Origin of the sequence: Niabella insulisoli (assembly GCF_039652435.2) — a bacterium.
Lineage (GTDB): Bacteria > Bacteroidota > Bacteroidia > Chitinophagales > Chitinophagaceae > Niabella > Niabella insulamsoli.
On the sequence record NZ_CP190246.1, the window covers coordinates 2,096,072 to 2,114,248 of the forward strand.

An 18,177-nucleotide genomic window follows, 5' to 3' on the forward strand; every position below is an offset into this window, starting at 1 on the left:
AACTGTACAATGAGTGAGAAGCAAAAGAAGATACTAATCATCGACGATGACAGCAGGAATATTTTCGCGCTGCAATTAACTTTAAAAGCCAGGAATTATGAGTTTAAGTCATGTCTCACCGCATCAGAGGGACTGGACGCACTGAAGCAGGATGGCGATATCGGGTTGGTGTTGCTCGACATGATGATGGCCGAAATGGATGGTTATGAAACGATAGAAATCATCCGTTCAACTGAAGCTTTTCGTCATGTTCCCGTTATTGCTGTAACGGCAAACGCTATGACCGGCGACAGGGAGAAATGCATGGAAGCGGGCGCCAATGGTTATATTTCTAAGCCCATCGATGTGGATCGATTATTGAACATGATTGAAAAATGGCTATAGATGATCGAACCCGATATTGTTAAAGACGAGGAGATGGAAATGTTGTTAACCGACATTGCCTGTCGCTACAGCTACGATTTTACACAATATAGCAGAGCTTCTTTAAAGCGAAGGTTAAACAGGATTTGCGTCATTGATAAGTTCACGAGTTTCGCTGAGCTGCGTCACCGGCTTGTAAGCGACGCGTCCTATCTTCCCAGATTTATAGAAGAGATCACCGTGAATGTGACTGAAATGTTTCGGGATCCGCATTTCTTCAAAACTTTACGGGAACAGATTTTTCCAAAGTTGGGGACACACCCGTTTATTAGAATTTGGGTGGCGGGTTGTGCTACGGGCGAAGAAGCTTTTTCACTGGCCATTCTTTTAAAAGAAGCAAACCTCTATCGTAAATCGCTTATCTACGCGACAGACATTAATCCGGGTGTGCTTGAAAAAGCTTCCCGCGGCATTTTTTCTGCCGCCGCTATTAAGCAGTACGAGGAAAATTATCTGCTTTCGGGAGGAAAAAGCGAATTTTCTTCGTATTATGTGTCTCGCTACGACCTGGTAAAATTTAACGAAGATCTGAGCGAGAAAATGATTTTTTCTACCCATAATCTGGTTTCGGATGCGTCGTTTAACGAGTTTCAACTGATTCTTTGTCGAAACGTGTTGATTTATTTTGACAGGAATTTACAAAACAAAGTATTCAGGTTGTTCGATGAAAGTTTACAGCCATTTGGTTACCTGGCCCTTGGCGCAAAAGAGACCCTTCGGTTTTCGTCGATCGAACATCGTTATAAAAGATGTTTCGACGAAAAGATCTGGAAGAAATTACATCATTAAAGCAGCATGTCGATGGAACAAAAGACAGGCATTTTTTTGATCGGTGGTTCTGCCGGCAGTATTAGTGTTTTGCTTGAAATATTGCCGCAGCTTAGGAATGATCTGTCTTTTCCGGTAGTTGTTGTGTTGCATAGAAAAGCCTATCATGAAAGCGCGATGGATACTTTACTTGGCTTTTACAGCAAGATTCCGGTTTATGAAGCCCACGATAAAATGTTGCTCAAAAACGGCCGCATCTATCTTGCACCGGCTGACTATCATCTGCTTTTTGAAACCAAACAACAGATTTCTCTTGATGTTTCGGAGAAAGTAAACTACTCCAGGCCTTCGATTGATGTAACTTTTCAATCGGCCGCAAAAAAATTTCAGCAGGAAACTACAGCGCTCTTACTCTCGGGCGCCAATCAAGACGGGACGGATGGTTTGCAATTTATCTCCAACTGTGGTGGCCGCGTATTGGTGCAGGATCCAGACACCGCTGAGTTCGATTTTATGCCGAAACAAACATTGCTTAGCCTTAACGTGAATAAAATATTGAAGCCAGGAGAAATGGCTTCCTTTATCAATCATTTAAACTGATTATGGAATTAACTCATCCGGCCAGGCCACTGCTTCGCCGGTTGCCTTCCAGGTAGGCATCTGGGCCCCTCTTGCTTTTAGCTCACGCGTCCATATTTGGGCGAGCTCTTTTAATTGCTTTGGATTTGATTTGGCAAGATCGTTACGCTCTCCCAGGTCTTTTTCTAAATTATAAAGTTCTAGTTTTTTATCCTTCATCAAATATATAATCTTCCATGCGCCAAGCCGCATGCCACTCGACCATGCATAGCCTTCATCCGCCAAGAAGGTCCAACGGTTAGGATAATGAAACAAAAGTGGTCTTTTGTTATCAATTATCGAAGGGTTTTTTAATACAGGCAAATAGCTTTTGCCATCAGTTGCTTGCTGGCTGGTTACGCCAGCTATTTCAAGTACGGTAGGCAAAAAATCTTCTGCGCTGACATAACTGTTCGTTTTGGTTCCGGGTTTTACCAAAGCCGGCCATTTTACCATCATTGGAATGCGGACACCGCCTTCGTAGGGAGAACCTTTTCCAGCCCGCAACGGCAGATTGTGCGTGTTTCTCTTTCCACCCCGGGCAACATTTGAAAGGCCACCATTATCCGACATAAAAATAACAACCGTATTTTTCTCAACGCCCTTCTTCTTTAAATAGTCCATCAGGTCGCCCAGACTTTTATCCATTCCTTCAACCAAAGAAGCATAAGCGGCTTCAATCGAGTCGAGCCCTTTGTTGAGATATTTACCGAAATAGCGGGGATCAGCTTGTATGGGCGTATGCACGGCGTAGTGCCCCAAATAAAGGAAAAAAGGTATTTTGTTTTTTATAGGAAAATCCAGCGCACCCGTTGCTTTTTCTGTTAAGGCATCTGTCAGAAAAACGTCTTTGCCATAAAAAGCCTGCAAATCGGGTACGGCGTTATAAGTCGTTTTACCCGGCATGTTGCCATAGTTTTGCTGGCCATAATAGCTTTGCGGATGTCCTAGAGAAGATCCTGCAATGTTCACCACAAAGCCCATGTTTCTGGGATCGCTTCCATTTGTTCCAAGGCTGCCCCAATGCGCTTTTCCTACGTGAATGGTAAAATAGCCGGCGTCTTTAAGTAATTGCGGTAGTGGTTTGCGATATAAAAAAGTATGGGGCTCCTCAATCGTACTCAACCCGTTAATGTTCCAGGCTGGCGCTGCGAGCACTTCATCTTTATAATCAGTGGCGCGATCGGGCGTGATAGAAGTCCAGTTGGTGATATGCGTTCTAACAGAACTCAATCCGCTGATGAGCGTCGTACGCGTCGGCGTGCAAACCGAGTTTACATAAGCCTGGTGAAAAAGCAAGCCTTCCTTGGCCATCCTTTCCATATTGGGCGTATGAAATTTTCTGTTAAGTGGCATGATCGAATCACCAAATGGCTGCGAGGTATCCATCCACCCCATGTCATCCACCAGGAATAATACGACGTTGGGTTTTGGGAGGGTTGTCTTTTGTTGAGCAACACCAGCAACTGAGCAGAACAGGGAAATGACAAGTATGGGGATGAACCTTTTCATTGTTGAATTTATTATCGTTATGGAAGGGAAAGTAGCACAATATTCCGATAAATTTTTATGCAATCGTTTGCTCAGATGAAGGCTTGGAACTGCGAAAGCCTTAGTATATTTGGGTTTCAACGAATCGAAAGAAAGTAAATAAACATGTTGAAGGCAAAAAAAGGAATGGATGTTCTTTTAAAAAAAGAAAGGGTGTTGGCGGCCTTGCTCCTATTTATAACGGGCTTTGCAAAAGCACAAGATGATCTTGACCTATCAAGGATGATCGGGAAAATAGATTCGACGAATGTTTTTATTTCCGAAAATTATTACACCTGGGGCGCAAGCGTTGTAGCAGGCGACGACGGTAAATACCATATGTTCTATTCGCGCTGGCCCCATGGACGCCGGCTTGAAAAGGACGATTCTTTAAACTATATTTTCGACGGCTTCGCCGGATGGAACAAATATTCGGAAATAGCTTACGCTGTTGCGGAAAAGATGGATGGCCCCTATCGGCATGTCAAAACAATTTTAAAAGGAACAGGCGATCCCCAGAAATGGAACCGGTTCACCTACCATAACCCACTGATCCGAAAATTCAATGGTAGCTATTATTTGTATTTTATCAGTAACGCCTTCGATAGCGCTTACACGCTCAATCGTGCTACCACTAAGGAAAATTTGCAATGGCTGAAGTATAATTGCTCGCAGCAAATCGGCGTGATTAAAGCAGCGTCTATTGCTGACCTGGTAAACGGAAATTTTGCCGCGCCAAAGGTTATCATGTCGCCCGACAACAAAAACACTTTTGAAGTGGCCACTAATCCGGCAGTGACGGAGGGCCCCGACGGTCAATTTTACATGATGTACAAATCGAGAAGGCCGAATGTAGGGCATATGACTTTTTGGATTGCGACGGCGCCGACACCGGAAGGTCCTTTCGTTACGAGGGGCAGCGTTTTAAACAAGGCTGAAACCGCGAGCGAAGATCCGAGCATGTGGTACGATAAAAAGAGAAAGCGTTTTTATGCGGTTGCGAAATATTATTCAAACGAACTTGTGCTCGCGCCTCAATTTGGTGCAATGATCCTGCTTACTTCTGAAAATGGTTTTGATTGGAAGCCCGCTCAACATACGCTGGTCACACTAAAAGAAATCCGGTTTAAGAACGGAATAAAAACCAGTTTGCATAACCTCGAAAGGCCTTTTGTAGTAACCGCGCCGAACGGGAAGCCTTTAGCTTTGTTTGCGGCTGCTGCTGTCAACAATCCGCGCGATACCAACCCGGATGCGGTTGACAAAAAACATAACACCTTCAACGTGCACATTCCTTTGTTCCACAAATAGGACTCCCACTAAAGTCTAATATTTAAAAACTTTGCCGTTAACCATCACCTCCTGTGTCGACTCATCGAAAGTGGCTTTGTTGCCTGTATGAGCGGCAGCCGTAGTCATAATATTGGCGATGCTGTGACTATAGCCTGCTTCCACCGGTGCATTGGGCTGCTTCCTGCTTCTGACGCATTCCATCCAGTTTCTTACATGGTTGGAGGTGAGCACATCGCCCCCAGTGTTAGCAGCAGCAACGGCTTTTTCTTTATTAGGTAAATCAATATCCGGTAACAGGTTAGCCTGCATGCCCATTGCTGCGGCCATCTTCTGCGTAAGCCCGCCTTTTGAGGATATCTTATTGGTAATCAGGTTCAGTTCTCCCCCATTTGAATAATAGATTTCTGAAGGCCGCTCCTCGCCGTTGTGCATGCGCGATGCAAACGTAACCTGAAAGCCTTTAGAAGGATCATCCAGCGGGCCGTAATCAAACGCTGCAAGAATCGTATCCCAATTTCTTCTGCCATCCTTCCACTGGTAAATGCCGCCATTCGCTACCACGCTGCGCGGATGTTTCAAACCGGTAAACCAATGCACCGTATCAATTTGATGGCTCATCCATTGACCTGGCAGGCCCGATGAATAAGGCCAGAACAAACGATATTCAAGATAAAGGCGCGGATCAAATGGCTCAAAAGGGCGGTTCATAATAAAGCGCTTCCAGTCAGTGTCCTCTTCTTTCAAAACCTTTAAAAGATCAGGACGGCGCCAACGCCCTGGTTGGTTTACGTTCCATGTGAGTTCGACCATTGTAATAGGCCCGAATTTACCAGATCTGATAAAATCATTTGCAGCATGATAATTAGCGCCGCTTCGGCGTTGCGATCCAATTTGCACAATTTTGCCGGATGCTTTCACGGCTTTTAAGGCCGCGCGATTATCCTCCATCGACTCGGCAAATGGCTTTTCAACATAGGCGTCGCATCCGGCCTTAACAGCTTCGATGGTGTGTAGCGCATGTTGAAAATCAGCCGTGCTTATAAAAACAGCGTCGACAATTTGCTTACCATACATTTCTTCGTTATTTCGAAACGCATTGACAGGCCGGTCCATTTTTGCCTTCCACATCGCAGCACCTTCCTCGCGGCGTTGTTTCCAGATATCAGAAACGGCAACGATTTCAAAATTCATTTCTTTACAATGATTCAGAAAGCAAGGCATATGCGAAGCGCGGTGGCGATCGGAAAAGCCTACAACGCCAACACGAACCCGGTCGTTTGCGCCGATAATCCGTTTGTAACTTTTGGCGCTAAAGCCTTGGCCTGACAACAATAATCCGGCACCGGCGATCGAGCCTTGCCTTATAAATGCGCGACGAGAATGTTTCATGTGGCGTGTTTGAGGTAATAAATACAATCACTACAGCAATCGTTGTATTTAAAAATCCAAGATAATCAAAATATCTTAGTATAAACAGCTTTTTGTACCCGGGCCAACAGTATTAAAATATGTTAAAATAGACGTTTGAATAAAAAGATGGCATCAATTTGGCATATAATTAAGCACTATTAAATAACCTTAAATATTATCACCATGAGTAAGTTTAACGACAAAGTAAAAGGAAACTGGAATATCGTAAAAGGCAGCCTGAAGCAAAAATGGGCCGATCTCACCGACGACGATTTACTTTATGAAGAAGGTAAAGAAGAAGAGGTTGTTGGACGTATTCAGAAACGTACCGGAGAAACGAAAGACAATATCAATAAATTTTTTGATGACCTCAAATTCGATTAATAACTTGATAGATCTTTTCCTAAAAAGGCCGCAATTTAGCGGCCTTTTTTATAGGGATAATTTGCACTGTTCGCTTAGAGCGCTATTGCGAAGTGAACCATCCACCTATTTTCTGCTTTTACAATACCACGGGCGAGGGATTGCGACAACGGGGTTTGATAGTTGGCGCCAACTGCACACTTGCCAAAAGCAGTTTCAAGGCCTAAAGTTCCCATAACCAAATTGCCGCCGGATGTAATAACTTTAATATTATCGTCCCGGTCTGTTTGCGAATGCTCATACTGAATGCCGGCGTTGGGGGCGATCATTATCATATGCTTTGTCCTGAACTTGTAGTATAGTTGCGCATTCATACTCGCCTTATCACCGTATTGATAGTCGAACTGATTTGCTGTATTCAATTTATAATTGCCGTTGATGTTGAGGCCGGCGTCCTGCAACCGGATATCATACATCGCATTAAGGTTGAAATCATAGCTTCCTGTTCCCAGCTGGAAAAGATTGGCAGTCGGCGCTTCTGCCTGCCGGCTTGTCGGATCGTATTTGCCTGTCGCCAGTTTGACGCCACCACCCAACCAAAGGCTTTGCACCATCAATCTCGAGCTTTCTTTTCCGGATACCGTTTTCCGTGTATTTAAGACTTGATAGAATCCAAATACGCTAATATCGCCAAGGCCACTTTTATAGGCGCGGCCGCCATCGTTTGTTTTCTGGTTAAAGCTATAGGGTACCGTCGTCATAACCCGTACTTTATCGGAAAGATTCCAACCGCCCCAGGCTTCTACAATGTTGTACTGTTCGGCCGTTGTTAGTGGGGTCTTAGCCCCTCCTACCCCGACATGCGAAATAACCCTGTTAAATCGATATCGCAGGCCGACGATATGTTTATGAAATTCAGGGAGAATACCAATATAGTTGTTGCCGGCGCCGCATCCGCAAATATCACAACTCACCGCTGCGATCGGCCAACCGAAAATGAATAATATCAGATAAAGTTTTTTCATGAGTTTGTTATTAATAATGTGTCCGGCTTTCCTGCCGATTATTTTTTATTAGCGCAATGTGTTGAAAATTTTCATGTCTCGCTATTGTTCGGCAAGAGCCGGGTTGTTAACAAAATTCTGGTCGTTTAACGTGTTGAGAAAAGCCAGTATTTTCTCCTTTTCGGCTGCATTGAGCGACAGACCATTTCGCAAAAGTGGGTCGGAATCAACGCTTCCCTTTATTTCACTATAATGATCAATCACGGCATCGAGCCGAATAAACCGGCCATCGTGCATATAAGGAGCGCTGTACGCTAAATTCCGGAGGCTCGGCACCTTGAACTTATATTTATCAGACTCATTCAATGTGACCTCATATCGCCCCTGATCATTATTTGCGCCCGCTCCGATGCCATTATCCCTAAAACTATTGTCTGTGAACAAAGGTTCTTTATGACAACCGCCACAGTGCTGCTGAACAAGCCTGTAGCCCGCTTCTTCCTGCGCTGTGAAAGCTGCATTGCCTAAATGCTGCACGACGCTATCATACTTGGTTTCAGCGCTGATGCACATGATCATAAACTGTGAAAGGGCTTTTGTAAAATTGGCGGTTGTAATCTGGTCGCTGCCAAACGCCTTTTTGAACAGCGCCGGATAAGCGCTGTGATTTTGAAGCTTGGCAATAACATTGGATACCGATTCGTCCATTTCTTCGTGCGCCGTAATAGGAACGATCGGCTGCAAATCGAGATCAAAAACGCCACCGTCCCACATATACAACGGCGTCCATGCCAGATTCATAATCGGCGGACTGTTGCGTCTTCCCAGCCGGTCATCTATACCATGACTTACATCGTGGCCGTGTTGTGTGAAAGCTGCACTTTGGATGTGGCAGCTGCCGCAGCTGATAGTGTTATTGCGAGACAGGCGGGGCTCATAGAATAATTTTCGTCCGAGCTCGAAACCGTCTTTTGTGACCTCGTTATTCGCAATTTTATAAACCGGATCGGGAAAGTGCGCTGGTTTGGTAAACCCTAAAAAGGGTACGTCTATAGCAAAGTCATCCCTGCTACACGCGGCAACGGCCGCTGCGAGGATAAGAATAATCGCTACCTGCTTTTTTCTCATCACGTTTAATTTTCAGTATGATCGTGGGTAAACATCGCAGCAAAGTTGTTGGCTACGGTAGTACTATATGCGCTAAACATCACCTGCGGGTTGGAAGCGATGCTAATTTGAGTAGCGCCATTAAACAATTTCGAGATGTCTGTAAAAAGATGAATATTCGCCTTTCTGTTTTTACGAACCTGTGCGATGCCCCGATTGGTAAGGTCCATAGTAATGATGTGAATGTTATTTAATGTGGGAGCCGAATAGCCGCCAAAGCCGCCGATGTGATACCGATAGCTATGCTGTCCTGTTGGATCAACCGGCGCTTGCGGACTGCTTCCTTCCATTTTGAAGAAAATATAACCGCTGTTCCAACCCCAGTACATGCCACCATCGTGGCCGCCGGCCGGGTCTAATACCCCCGTTCTTTTGCTGATATCCATGGTGCTGCGCAGGCTATCGACGCCCAGTGTGAAGGTGATTTTTGAATAATCCCCTTCGGGTACATTCACCCGGGCAAAGCGCGAATCAGCTTCGGCTTCGTTAATTAAAAAATAACTACTATCCTGTGGCACTACATATGGGGCGCCATCCGCCTTATAGACTATAATATTGCTGATAAAGTATTTAAGTGTGCTTATATTATAGGTTTCTCCAGCAGCGTTTTTATAATTGCCGGTGTTAAGAACGAGGTTTTGTCCGCCGACGATATTATCAAATTCTACTGACAAAGGCGCCAGATTGTTGGGGTCGAACGGCGGCGCTCCTATCTCTTTTTTACATGAAGAAAGCGTTATAACAATGAGTAATAAGTAGGATATATGTTTTATCATTTTAAAAGTTTTAATTAGTTCCACCGAGAGCGGTTATATCACCGCGCTCTCGGTTGTGACATAAGAATTAGGAGTGGAAACGTATAGCACGGCCCGTACGCTGACCGTTTGATCCTGAGCATGCATTATCCCGCTCGTTCTACTCAACCGCAGGCCGGATACACAAATGACACTAATTTTCTGCCAGTTTCAATTGGATTTGTAAAGCCGCGAAACAGCGCGGCACGGCCTGGCCTCCTCGGTCACCGGTGCTACCAGCAGGCGATTCATAATAGAACCTGAGCGTTCAGGATAATTATTAAAGAATATGTGAGAATGGAAGAGATGGAGGATGAAAAAACGATCGCGGCATTTTTATTTCACGGAGATCCTCCAAAGCATGAAAGTCTTGCGATCGCTTGGCTAGCCACACATCTATAGTTGCAAAAAAGTGCCGAGAAGATAACACTTGGGCCAATTTTACTTCCGCTTTTTTTTCAGCGTTTTCCTGGTTTTTCTTTTCTTCTTCCTGGATTTTTTTTGCCAGCTGACATTTACCGTTACATTTTAATTTTGGTCTGGCTTTGTTGATACAGTTTTTTTCATAGCGCGCCCTGTTTATTTCATAATCAACATACAGCCACATGCTACCAAAGGATTGAATAGCGAACGACAACGTTAATAATATGACCACGAAATGCTTCACGCAAATTTTTCGCGAAGTTAATAACTATCAATGTTTCGACACGCATTTGATCGAAATTAAAAATAAAAAAGCGGGTCGTTAAAAACCCGCTCCATTTATTGCAACATTTGACTAAATCATTATATGCGCCCGCGCCTGCCGGGCGGCGGCCACCATGTTTTCCAATGCGGCTTTTGTCTCCGGCCATTTCCGGGTTTTAAGCCCACAATCGGGGTTTACCCATAGGTGTTCCGCCGGAAGCAATGCGGCTGCTTTTTCTAAAAGATCGGCCATCTCTTTGGCTGAAGGTACGCGGGGCGAATGAATATCATACACGCCTGGCCCAATCTCGTTGGGGTATTTGAAATGCGCGAAAGCCTGTAACAACTCCATTTGTGACCGCGACGTTTCAATCGTAATCACATCTGCGTCCATAGCCGCAATATGTTCTATTATATCGTTGAATTCGCTATAACACATATGGGTATGGATTTGTGTTTCATTTGCAACTCCGCCGGCCGTTATACGAAAGGCTTCTACCGCCCATTGGAGATAGTCCGCTCTCTTGGCCTTGCGCAATGGCAGGCCTTCCCGGATAGCAGCTTCGTCAATTTGTATGATGCTGATGCCAGCTTTTTCAAGCGCCAACACCTCATCGCGAATAGCCAACGCAATCTGATTGGTGGTGAGGCTCCTTTCCTGATCATCCCTTACGAAAGACCATTGTAATATAGTGACAGGGCCGGTAAGCATCCCTTTCATCCATTTGTCCGTTTGGCTAGCAGCGAACTGGCTCCAGCGCACCGTCATGTCATTGGTACGACTAATATCTCCGTAAATCACCGGAGGCTTAACACAGCGGCTGCCGTAGCTTTGCACCCACCCGTTTTTAGTAAATAAAAAGCCTGCTAATTGCTCTCCGAAATATTCCACCATGTCGTTGCGTTCAAATTCGCCGTGCACCAGCACATCGAGGCCTACCGCTTCCTGCCAACGAATGATTTCTATAGTAGCGTTTTGTATGGCCTTATCGTACGCCTCCGGCGATAGCTCGCCTTTTTTCAGTTTAGCGCGCAATTGCCTGATATCATCAGTTTGAGGAAAAGAGCCGATGGTTGTTGTGGGAAAGGCCGGTAAATTGAGACGTTTTTTTTGAATTTTTTGACGGGTTTTAAAATCTGCTTTTCGTTCAACGTCCGCAACATTTAGCGCTGCGAGACGGTCTTGCACTTTTTTGCTATGTACTTTATTGGAAGTCCGTCGGCTTTTAATGGCTTCACCATTCGGGTTTAAAAGGCTTGTATCACCTGAAGCTATTTTTTTCAGTGTTACCACCTCATCCAATTTTTGTTTGGCAAAGGCCATCCAGTTCCTGATCTCGGGATCAATCCCCGTTTCTGCGTCGAGGTCAATCGGTGTATGTAAAAGCGAGCAGGAAGGCGCTATAATCAGTCGTTCTGCACCTAATTTTTCTAAGGCTTTGCTGATAAAAGACAATGAATTTTCAAAATCATTTTTCCAAATATTTCTACCATCCACAACGCCCAATGACAATATCAAATTTTGAGGGATTTCAGCCAGTACATCTTCCAATTGCCCCGGCGCTCTTACTAAATCGATATGAAGCGCTGCAACCGGCAGGTTCAAAGCAAGCAATGTATTATCCAGCAAACCCTCAAAATAGGTGGCTACCATCAGTTTTAGACCATAGACTTCTTTTTTTAAATATTGATATGCGTGAGTGAATGTCGCTTTTTCTTTTTCTGATAAATCTAAGGCAAGGAAAGGTTCATCCAGTTGCACCCAGTTAGCGCCTAATTGTTGAAGGCGTTGAAGTATCTGAACATAAACCGGCAGCAGCTTTTTTATCAGGTCAGTCCGATCAAACCCTTCTTCCTTTTCTTTCCCCAGCAGCAGGTAGCTTACCGGGCCGATCAGCACAGGTTTCGCCTTATCCCCCACGACCGCCTTTGCAGCCACGAATTCACCAAAAACCTTTTCGGAAAAAAGTTTGAATTCCTGATCGGCCGTGAACTCCGGAACGATATAATGATAATTTGTGTCAAACCATTTGGTCATTTCCATTGCGGTTACGTCAAGCCCGTTCTTTTGATAACCCCTGGCCATTGCAAAATAAAGATCGGTTTCATTGTTGCTCTTCACTTCTGTGAGTACAGCGCTGTAACGTTTAGGAATGGCGCCTAGCATGAGGCTCATATCCAGCGTTTGATCATAGAAGCTAAAATCGTTGCAGGGGATTAAATCAAGCCCGGCCTGCAGCTGCGTTTGCCAGTTTTCCTGCCTGATTTTAAATGCTGTTTTCTGAAGATCGCTCAGATCGATGTTGCCTGCCCAATACTGTTCGCAAGCTTTCTTCAATTGTCTTTGACCACCAATACGCGGGTAGCCGAGGTTTTGCGTTTGCATTAAAATTCGTTTTAAATTAGAAGAATACTTTTATAGGACAGCTTTGCGAAATACAGACTGGTGGCACTTTGCAGGATAAACCTGACAAGAGGGGTCCAACGCAGACCTTTACTTTAATACGCGAAAGCAAGTCTCCCAATAAAGGCAGGTCTCCTGGCTTGTAGTATTCCGGTTGCCCTTCCCATCCGGTTTTTCGAACAGTGAGCACTGATCAACCGAAACCTTTTTAACTACTTACAGTTGCGCGACAGCCCGTGACTTAAACACGGTTCCCTTTTCATACTGATTTCCATCAGTCACCTTCTTGGTTTCCATAAAAGCAGCACAGAATATTTCTAAATGCTAAGCAAATTTAGTTTAACAATACATATCATCTATAAATAGACGAAATTTTAGTGGTTTAGTCTATCATTAAAAATTTATAAAGAATATAATTCTTTTTATATTTCTTTTCCAGGGGTGAGAAAGGGCTTTGTAAGTTTCAGTTCATTTATCGATCAGAATATTAGTTTTGCCCCTTTTTATTTTTGTCAATTTTAAAATTGAAGATGAGTTCGGGTCCTGCTGCGCCGGCGATAGGGTTATAATCCACAATTATCTCATTATGCCCGTTATTAATTTGAAAGGCTTTCGAAGGCCTTGCTGTCTCTAGAAGTTCCTTTGAAGCAGTGTAGTGTTTTAATACCTGGTCATCGTCAAAGACGACCAGCTCCCCAGGCTTCAGCTCAAAAGGAATACGCAATTCCCTGGCTCCTGACCTTAAATAAATGCCCGCCACATTGTGTGTGGCATTCGGCGATACGCGTATCGCGAATTTCAAGGGCTGTGTTGGCCCCGACGAATAAAAATCAAAAACAGAATGCGTGGGCTGGCCCGGTTCGCGTGCATAATTTTGATGCCGGTAGTCGAGGGAAATGACTGTCGCGCCTGTGCTTTCCAGAATATGCTCTGGCAGCGTGTTTCGCTCGTGTTCGTTTTGAAGCTTACCTTGTTCGGGCTCCCAACTTTCGATGAGTTGGATGCGCGGATGTTCAAGCGTACCTTCCAGGCTGTACAAATTATATACATTGCGAAGCAGCTCTTTTTGCTTATTGCTTAAAGAACCTTTTAATCTCACCGCTTCCCAATCTTTTATGGCTTTAAGAATTTGCTCACCTTCAGGATTTTTTTTAATAATCTGCGGAGATATATAAAAATCAACGCCCGTCTCATAACCCGCACAAAGGCCCATGATCCATTGTATATCTTTAAGCGTTGTACTGTCCCTGATACTAAATTGCCCCATTTTTCGCGGCAACAAATCGTCCTTTAGTGCGGCCTGTACGCGCAAGCGATGGTCGAGCTGTGACTCTCTAAAACTTTTCGACCACCAGGGTTCGCCCCAACTCTCATTAGAAAGATAATGCCAGGCGTAGTGCATTACATCGCTTGAATTGGCCACAATATTTTTGTCCTTAAGATGTTTAAAAAAAACGTCAATAAAACGTTCGCCGCCATAGCGGTTATGGCCGGTCGCTACGCCACCTTCCACCCCATCAAAACTGATGCGTTTGAGTTGCGCCTCGTTAAAAAATGCCGCAAGATGCTGCGCCACTTCGTCCTGCAAATTTATATCAGCAAAAAATACCTTATACGAATGGGACACCAGCCGCGCCACTTGCGAACCCTTGCTATGCGCTGTAGCTACGGTTTGGAAAGCCCCTCTTTTACAGCCCGTAAGCCGAATAGCATCGCCTACCAAATTAGCTTCTGAATATTCGATAATCTCCTTTCCGATCTTAACAGCAAAAAGTTCTCTATTGCGGTTTACATTATAGACTTTTTCCGTTTTTATTTCCGCATCTTTAGCATAAGCCTGCAAAAACCCCTTTTTTAAAAAGATGGTGTCATCCTCAATAGATAAAGATTTAGAAAGATCAGTTGGCGCCGCCAGTTGAAGTTGTTCGCTGGGAACCGGAGTGACCAACGGATCGTTGGTAGTTATAAAATTGCTGAGCGTGTGCGCGCCAAGGTTCATATTTCTTTGGCGCGCTTTTTCACTGCACAGCGCAACGGAAGCCGCCCCTTCAGGAAATTTTTCTTTATCCAACAAATAGGTGCCCCAGGTTTTAAAAATGTTGGGATGGTACACATTGGTTATTCCGGCGCGCTGCGCAATATCCAAACATGCGTCAATATTATGTATATCGTAAGACATAATAAATTTTGAGGAAGTAGCATAAGAAGAGGTTTTAATCCATTCGTTATTATGCTTGAGATGAGGCAAGCCTTCTTCTATTTCGATGATACTGATTAACGGAAGCAGCCCGGATCTTTCGGCACAAAAAATCGCAAACTTTGATCCGGTAAGCAGGGCATCATCATCTTTCACAGGAACCGCCACTGTCCTTTCCTGGAAAAAGTTGTCATCGAGGCGCTGCTTGGCTCTATTTCGTGTAAAACCCTGGAGCACACTCCCGTAAGCAGTGCGCTGAGCAGCATTTCCAAATCTTTCGCGATGATTAATTTCAAATCCTCCCGAACTTTTAACATTCAATCCCATGAACCCGACCGCCGCCTGGTCGTCATAAACTACGCCTGCTGATTGGCCCACGTGTTCCTTAAATCGTGTGTGAATTTTTCCCCAGTTAATCAATTCAATATTTTTCTCACCGACTACACGAACAGCTTCTGCCGTCAGATAACCTTTTTTCACCTTGATCAACACTTCAACAATATCTTTACCGAAGTTAATTTTTAGCGCATAAGAATTTCCCACCTTTTTCGTAATTACTTTATCAGGATAGCGCTCATCATCCTCTCCAAATCGCTTTATCGACATCAGGTATGACGCAACATCAGCACTTAAAAAATTATCACTTTTGCCGCCCATTTTTCTGCCTAAAAACTTCATCACACCCTTGTCGCTCAAACGAAGCAGATAACTTCCGAAAGAAATATCAGCCGAGGTTTGCGCCAAAGAATTGATGGCAGAAAATAGGACCAGGATCAGAAGTGGCGTTCTTAAAAAAGTCATAGTTATTGTTATATTATGTCGAAACTATTGAGGGGGTTCGATTTTTTTGATAAATGGTAAAAGTCTCGAAAGTATCGTCTGCTTGATTGTAAAATATGGATTATAATTAAAATTTCATGGATTATGCTACGGTGCCTTTCGACCATGCGGACCGGCTCGCTTTTGACGGCAGCGGTTTTGAAACCTTATGTTGTAACGCTTATTTTTGCAGGCAAAGTGATGGCATGCGATTATTAGGGAAGACATTTGGAATTGGAGAAAAGACCGTGCGGGGCAGATTTAAATTACCCGCAGTGCCTTTCCGTTTACTGTCCGCGCTATTGCTGCTTCTCATCTTTTTTGGAAGCGCCACTTCACATGGCCAGTATTTAAAAAATCCACTACGCGATATATATGTAGACGAAGGCGTGTTTCCCACTGCAATAAAAGGTTCCACTCCTGCTGAAGACTTATTTCGATCGGGTTACAAAGCGCTATTGATTGATAAATCATCCACTTTATCACAAACCGATCTGACATTTATTAAAAACTATCTTCAATCAAATTCGCAACAAATTGTCGGTTTTATTTTTGTAGACAATACGCCGCTCTTTAAAACCTTTCATCAATTTTTCGCCGATTTGATCGTTCCCCTCGAACCGGCTAAGGGTGTGCCAGCTTTAAAAGAAACTTTGGCACAAAAGAAGCAAATATTATCATTTAACACACAGACGGATAACCCGGATAATTTTAGTTTCATCAATTATGTAACAATCGGAGCGCAATTCCCCTATAACGCCCGGCAGCTGTTCCCCGCGCGCGCTGACGGCTGGTTTACGATACTGAATGATAGTATAGTGCGTACTTTTGATCAACATAGCGATTCACTCCTCAACCACACAAGGCTCCGGCAGTTCTTTACAACCACAGGAAAATATCCCAATTTTATTTTGACACCCCATCCGGCTGAAATTGACAGTTTTGCCAGGCAACTGCCGCCAACTGTAAAAGTCGTCGCGGTAGATGAAAATAACCTGCCGATGACTGAAGTGCGCTGGCGCGGCTCGGAAGGTTTAACCAGTTTCGGTATCGCCCATCTTAGTTCGCCCCAGATAAAGTATAATCCAAGAACCAAGCGGTATTCCGGCATACTCAATGCTATTCCCGTAAAAGAAGGGTATGCATTCATCCCCGAACTGTTTACATTTAATATTAACAGCTACAAGTATTTCAAAAACTTCAAATCAAAAAAATTATCCTTAAACAACCGTTTACTCTTTCGCCTCCCTTTTAACAACAAGCAGCTTCCGCAGGAAGTGGAGCAACTCGACGCGAATTTTAGCACCAAACAGGATAATGCAGGCAGCCATGCCTATTTCAACGGCAGCAATAACAGTATTTTTTTCAAGGTGCTGAAAAATCCTGATAGCCTAAGTGAGTTCACCGTTTCCTTTTGGTTGCAACCAGAGCAGGTTCAGGGCAACCACGCAGTATTGTCGTCCACCAGCAATTTTGTGGTAAAAATCAGGCAGAAAAAATTATGCCTCACGATCCCTCAAGTCAAGGATGTTATCAGCACAAAAACGACCATACTACCCGGCCAGTGGCAACATATCGCTGTTGTATTTTCTAATAGCGAATGGATTCGGTTTTATAAAAATGGAAAGCTTACCGAAACAATGTTTATAGCAAACTTTCCGTTAAAAGCGATCGACCAGTTTGCGGTGGGAAACGACCAATGGGAAGAGCTTTACCAGGGCGGCGTGAAGAAAATGGCCTTTTGGAACCGAACGTTAAGCCATGATGAAATAAACCAGGTTTACAATGGAATGTTGGAAGCCGGTGAAAAACGCTTTCCCTGGTACGGCTGGGCGATGGCCATCGCGGGCCTTTTGTTCCTGGGTATTTTTTTTCTGAGGAGAAACAGACAAAAATCCCCGGTTTCCGCACCCGCTTCCCTACCGGAATTTAAAAGTCAAGAAGTTGATGTAACATGTAGCGTATACTGCTTTGGTAATTTTTCGCTCTACGATCGGGAAGGGCACGAACTTTTCCAGCATCTTTCGTTAAAGAAAAAAGTGTTCCTTTTTGTTTTATTATATCATACAATTAAAAATAAAAATATCAGTCCCACAGTACTTTCAGAAATCATGTGGCCGGGCCATAATCCTCAAAGCGCTAAAAATATTCGCAGCACCTATCTGAAAAATATTCGCGACGTGATACCCGAAAACTTAGTTGACATTCGCTACAGCGCCAAAACCTGGTCGGTGCACCTTGGCAACGATGTTTTCCTGGATCTCAAAAATTGTTTCCAATTACAGAAAGCTATACAAGATCAGCGACGAGCTTCAGGACCGATCGACGAGGAACGGGTCAAAGCCTATCTTCAAATTGTTTCAAAAGGGCCTGTTCTGAAAAATTTGCCGTCGGAAATACTCGATGTATACAAAAGCGCTATTGGCCTGGAAGTGATTGAAACGTTGGAATTCATCATTTCGAACGAAGCATCGACAATCCACGAAACATTAAAAACGGAGGCTGCCGTCGCCATTCATTTATTTGATGCCCTGCACGAAGGCGCACTTGCTTTCAGAATTTTTGTCAGTTCTTCACGAAATAAAACCAAAGCGGCATCAATTTTAGACGCGTTTTCCCGCGAGTGGAAACTTACCTACGGAGAGGCTTATCAACCGTCGCCAGAAATCCGTCAATTGCTTTCTCTCAATCCCTGACAAG

14 protein-coding genes and 1 riboswitch are annotated in these 18,177 nt (G+C 44.2%); of the genes, 6 read left to right on the forward strand and 8 right to left on the reverse strand.

The genetic code is table 11. The annotated features are described in order from the left end of the window. The first annotated feature begins 9 nt into the window (after positions 1-9). Genes ABDK00_RS08895 through ABDK00_RS08905 form a run of 3 tightly spaced genes read left to right on the forward strand, consistent with a single transcriptional unit; the run spans position 10 to position 1,791 of the window. Positions 10-384: a response regulator gene (locus tag ABDK00_RS08895; RefSeq protein ID WP_346238397.1), complete on the forward strand. Its 375-nt coding sequence runs from the start codon at positions 10-12 to the stop codon at positions 382-384. Beyond that, entirely contained in the window at positions 385-1,212 is an 828-nt protein-coding gene (locus ABDK00_RS08900) for a protein-glutamate O-methyltransferase CheR (RefSeq protein WP_346238396.1), read from the forward strand. A 12-nt stretch (positions 1,213-1,224) separates the two neighbouring features. Then, positions 1,225-1,791: a chemotaxis protein CheB gene (locus ABDK00_RS08905; protein ID WP_346238395.1), complete on the forward strand. Its 567-nt coding sequence runs from the start codon at positions 1,225-1,227 to the stop codon at positions 1,789-1,791. Here ABDK00_RS08905 and ABDK00_RS08910 read toward each other — a convergent pair whose 3' ends face one another. Continuing rightward, positions 1,792-3,321 carry a sulfatase gene (locus ABDK00_RS08910; protein WP_346238394.1) on the reverse strand — a complete coding sequence of 510 codons (1,530 nt, stop codon included), beginning with the start codon at positions 3,319-3,321 and terminating at the stop codon, positions 1,792-1,794. It lies immediately after the preceding gene. A gap of 144 nt (positions 3,322-3,465) precedes the next feature. Between ABDK00_RS08910 and ABDK00_RS08915 the strand changes: the two genes are divergently transcribed. Further along, a complete protein-coding gene (locus tag ABDK00_RS08915; protein WP_346238393.1) occupies positions 3,466-4,650 on the forward strand; it encodes a glycoside hydrolase family protein in 1,185 nt (394 codons plus the stop codon). Between the two features lie 15 nt (positions 4,651-4,665). On the opposite strand, the gene ABDK00_RS08920 is transcribed toward ABDK00_RS08915, so the two are convergent. Continuing rightward, complete coding sequence (locus tag ABDK00_RS08920; RefSeq protein ID WP_346238392.1) at positions 4,666-6,021, reverse strand: Gfo/Idh/MocA family oxidoreductase; 1,356 nt, start codon at positions 6,019-6,021, stop codon at positions 4,666-4,668. Positions 6,022-6,225: 204 nt separating this feature from the next. Here ABDK00_RS08920 and ABDK00_RS08925 point away from each other — a divergent pair, with 204 nt between their 5' ends. Then, positions 6,226-6,426, forward strand: coding sequence for a CsbD family protein (locus ABDK00_RS08925; RefSeq protein ID WP_346238391.1), 201 nt, complete (start codon positions 6,226-6,228; stop codon positions 6,424-6,426). A gap of 74 nt (positions 6,427-6,500) precedes the next feature. Here the strand turns inward: ABDK00_RS08925 and ABDK00_RS08930 are convergent, their stop codons facing one another. The 6 genes from ABDK00_RS08930 to ABDK00_RS08955 form a co-directional block, all read right to left on the reverse strand. After that, positions 6,501-7,430 carry a transporter gene (locus tag ABDK00_RS08930; RefSeq protein ID WP_346238390.1) on the reverse strand — a complete coding sequence of 310 codons (930 nt, stop codon included), beginning with the start codon at positions 7,428-7,430 and terminating at the stop codon, positions 6,501-6,503. An 81-nt stretch (positions 7,431-7,511) separates the two neighbouring features. Then, positions 7,512-8,537: a cytochrome-c peroxidase gene (locus ABDK00_RS08935; RefSeq protein WP_346238389.1), complete on the reverse strand. Its 1,026-nt coding sequence runs from the start codon at positions 8,535-8,537 to the stop codon at positions 7,512-7,514. A gap of 5 nt (positions 8,538-8,542) precedes the next feature. Continuing rightward, the gene (locus ABDK00_RS08940) at positions 8,543-9,352 is read right to left on the reverse strand and encodes an MbnP family protein (RefSeq protein ID WP_346238388.1); all 810 of its coding nucleotides are present in this window, start codon (positions 9,350-9,352) and stop codon (positions 8,543-8,545) included. 298 nt (positions 9,353-9,650) lie between these two features. Next, positions 9,651-9,977, reverse strand: a complete 327-nt coding sequence (locus ABDK00_RS08945; protein ID WP_346238387.1) for a hypothetical protein — start codon at positions 9,975-9,977, stop codon at positions 9,651-9,653. A gap of 171 nt (positions 9,978-10,148) precedes the next feature. Beyond that, positions 10,149-12,443 (reverse strand): 5-methyltetrahydropteroyltriglutamate--homocysteine S-methyltransferase, encoded by a 2,295-nt coding sequence (metE, locus tag ABDK00_RS08950; protein WP_346238386.1) that lies wholly within the window; start codon positions 12,441-12,443, stop codon positions 10,149-10,151. A 126-nt stretch (positions 12,444-12,569) separates the two neighbouring features. Continuing rightward, a riboswitch (cobalamin riboswitch) is annotated at positions 12,570-12,762 on the reverse strand. Between the two features lie 186 nt (positions 12,763-12,948). Further along, positions 12,949-15,459, reverse strand: coding sequence for a hypothetical protein (locus ABDK00_RS08955; RefSeq protein WP_346238385.1), 2,511 nt, complete (start codon positions 15,457-15,459; stop codon positions 12,949-12,951). A 116-nt stretch (positions 15,460-15,575) separates the two neighbouring features. On the opposite strand from ABDK00_RS08955, the gene ABDK00_RS08960 reads away from it, so the two are divergent. Next, a complete protein-coding gene (locus tag ABDK00_RS08960; RefSeq protein ID WP_346238384.1) occupies positions 15,576-18,173 on the forward strand; it encodes a LamG domain-containing protein in 2,598 nt (865 codons plus the stop codon). Positions 18,174-18,177: the final 4 nt, after the last annotated feature.

Excerpts from the sequence above, each read along its gene's own strand:
- ABDK00_RS08895 (WP_346238397.1), top strand. The coding sequence starts at position 10 with ATGAGTGAGAAGCAAAAGAAGATACTAATCATCGACGATGACAGCAGG.
- ABDK00_RS08900 (WP_346238396.1), top strand. The coding sequence starts at position 385 with ATGATCGAACCCGATATTGTTAAAGACGAGGAGATGGAAATGTTGTTA.
- ABDK00_RS08905 (WP_346238395.1), top strand. The coding sequence starts at position 1,225 with ATGGAACAAAAGACAGGCATTTTTTTGATCGGTGGTTCTGCCGGCAGT.
- ABDK00_RS08910 (WP_346238394.1), bottom strand. The coding sequence starts at position 3,321 with ATGAAAAGGTTCATCCCCATACTTGTCATTTCCCTGTTCTGCTCAGTT.
- ABDK00_RS08915 (WP_346238393.1), top strand. The coding sequence starts at position 3,466 with ATGTTGAAGGCAAAAAAAGGAATGGATGTTCTTTTAAAAAAAGAAAGG.
- ABDK00_RS08920 (WP_346238392.1), bottom strand. The coding sequence starts at position 6,021 with ATGAAACATTCTCGTCGCGCATTTATAAGGCAAGGCTCGATCGCCGGT.
- ABDK00_RS08925 (WP_346238391.1), top strand. The coding sequence starts at position 6,226 with ATGAGTAAGTTTAACGACAAAGTAAAAGGAAACTGGAATATCGTAAAA.
- ABDK00_RS08930 (WP_346238390.1), bottom strand. The coding sequence starts at position 7,430 with ATGAAAAAACTTTATCTGATATTATTCATTTTCGGTTGGCCGATCGCA.
- ABDK00_RS08935 (WP_346238389.1), bottom strand. The coding sequence starts at position 8,537 with ATGAGAAAAAAGCAGGTAGCGATTATTCTTATCCTCGCAGCGGCCGTT.
- ABDK00_RS08940 (WP_346238388.1), bottom strand. The coding sequence starts at position 9,352 with ATGATAAAACATATATCCTACTTATTACTCATTGTTATAACGCTTTCT.
- ABDK00_RS08945 (WP_346238387.1), bottom strand. The coding sequence starts at position 9,977 with ATGTGGCTGTATGTTGATTATGAAATAAACAGGGCGCGCTATGAAAAA.
- metE (WP_346238386.1), bottom strand. The coding sequence starts at position 12,443 with ATGCAAACGCAAAACCTCGGCTACCCGCGTATTGGTGGTCAAAGACAA.
- ABDK00_RS08955 (WP_346238385.1), bottom strand. The coding sequence starts at position 15,459 with ATGACTTTTTTAAGAACGCCACTTCTGATCCTGGTCCTATTTTCTGCC.
- ABDK00_RS08960 (WP_346238384.1), top strand. The coding sequence starts at position 15,576 with ATGGATTATGCTACGGTGCCTTTCGACCATGCGGACCGGCTCGCTTTT.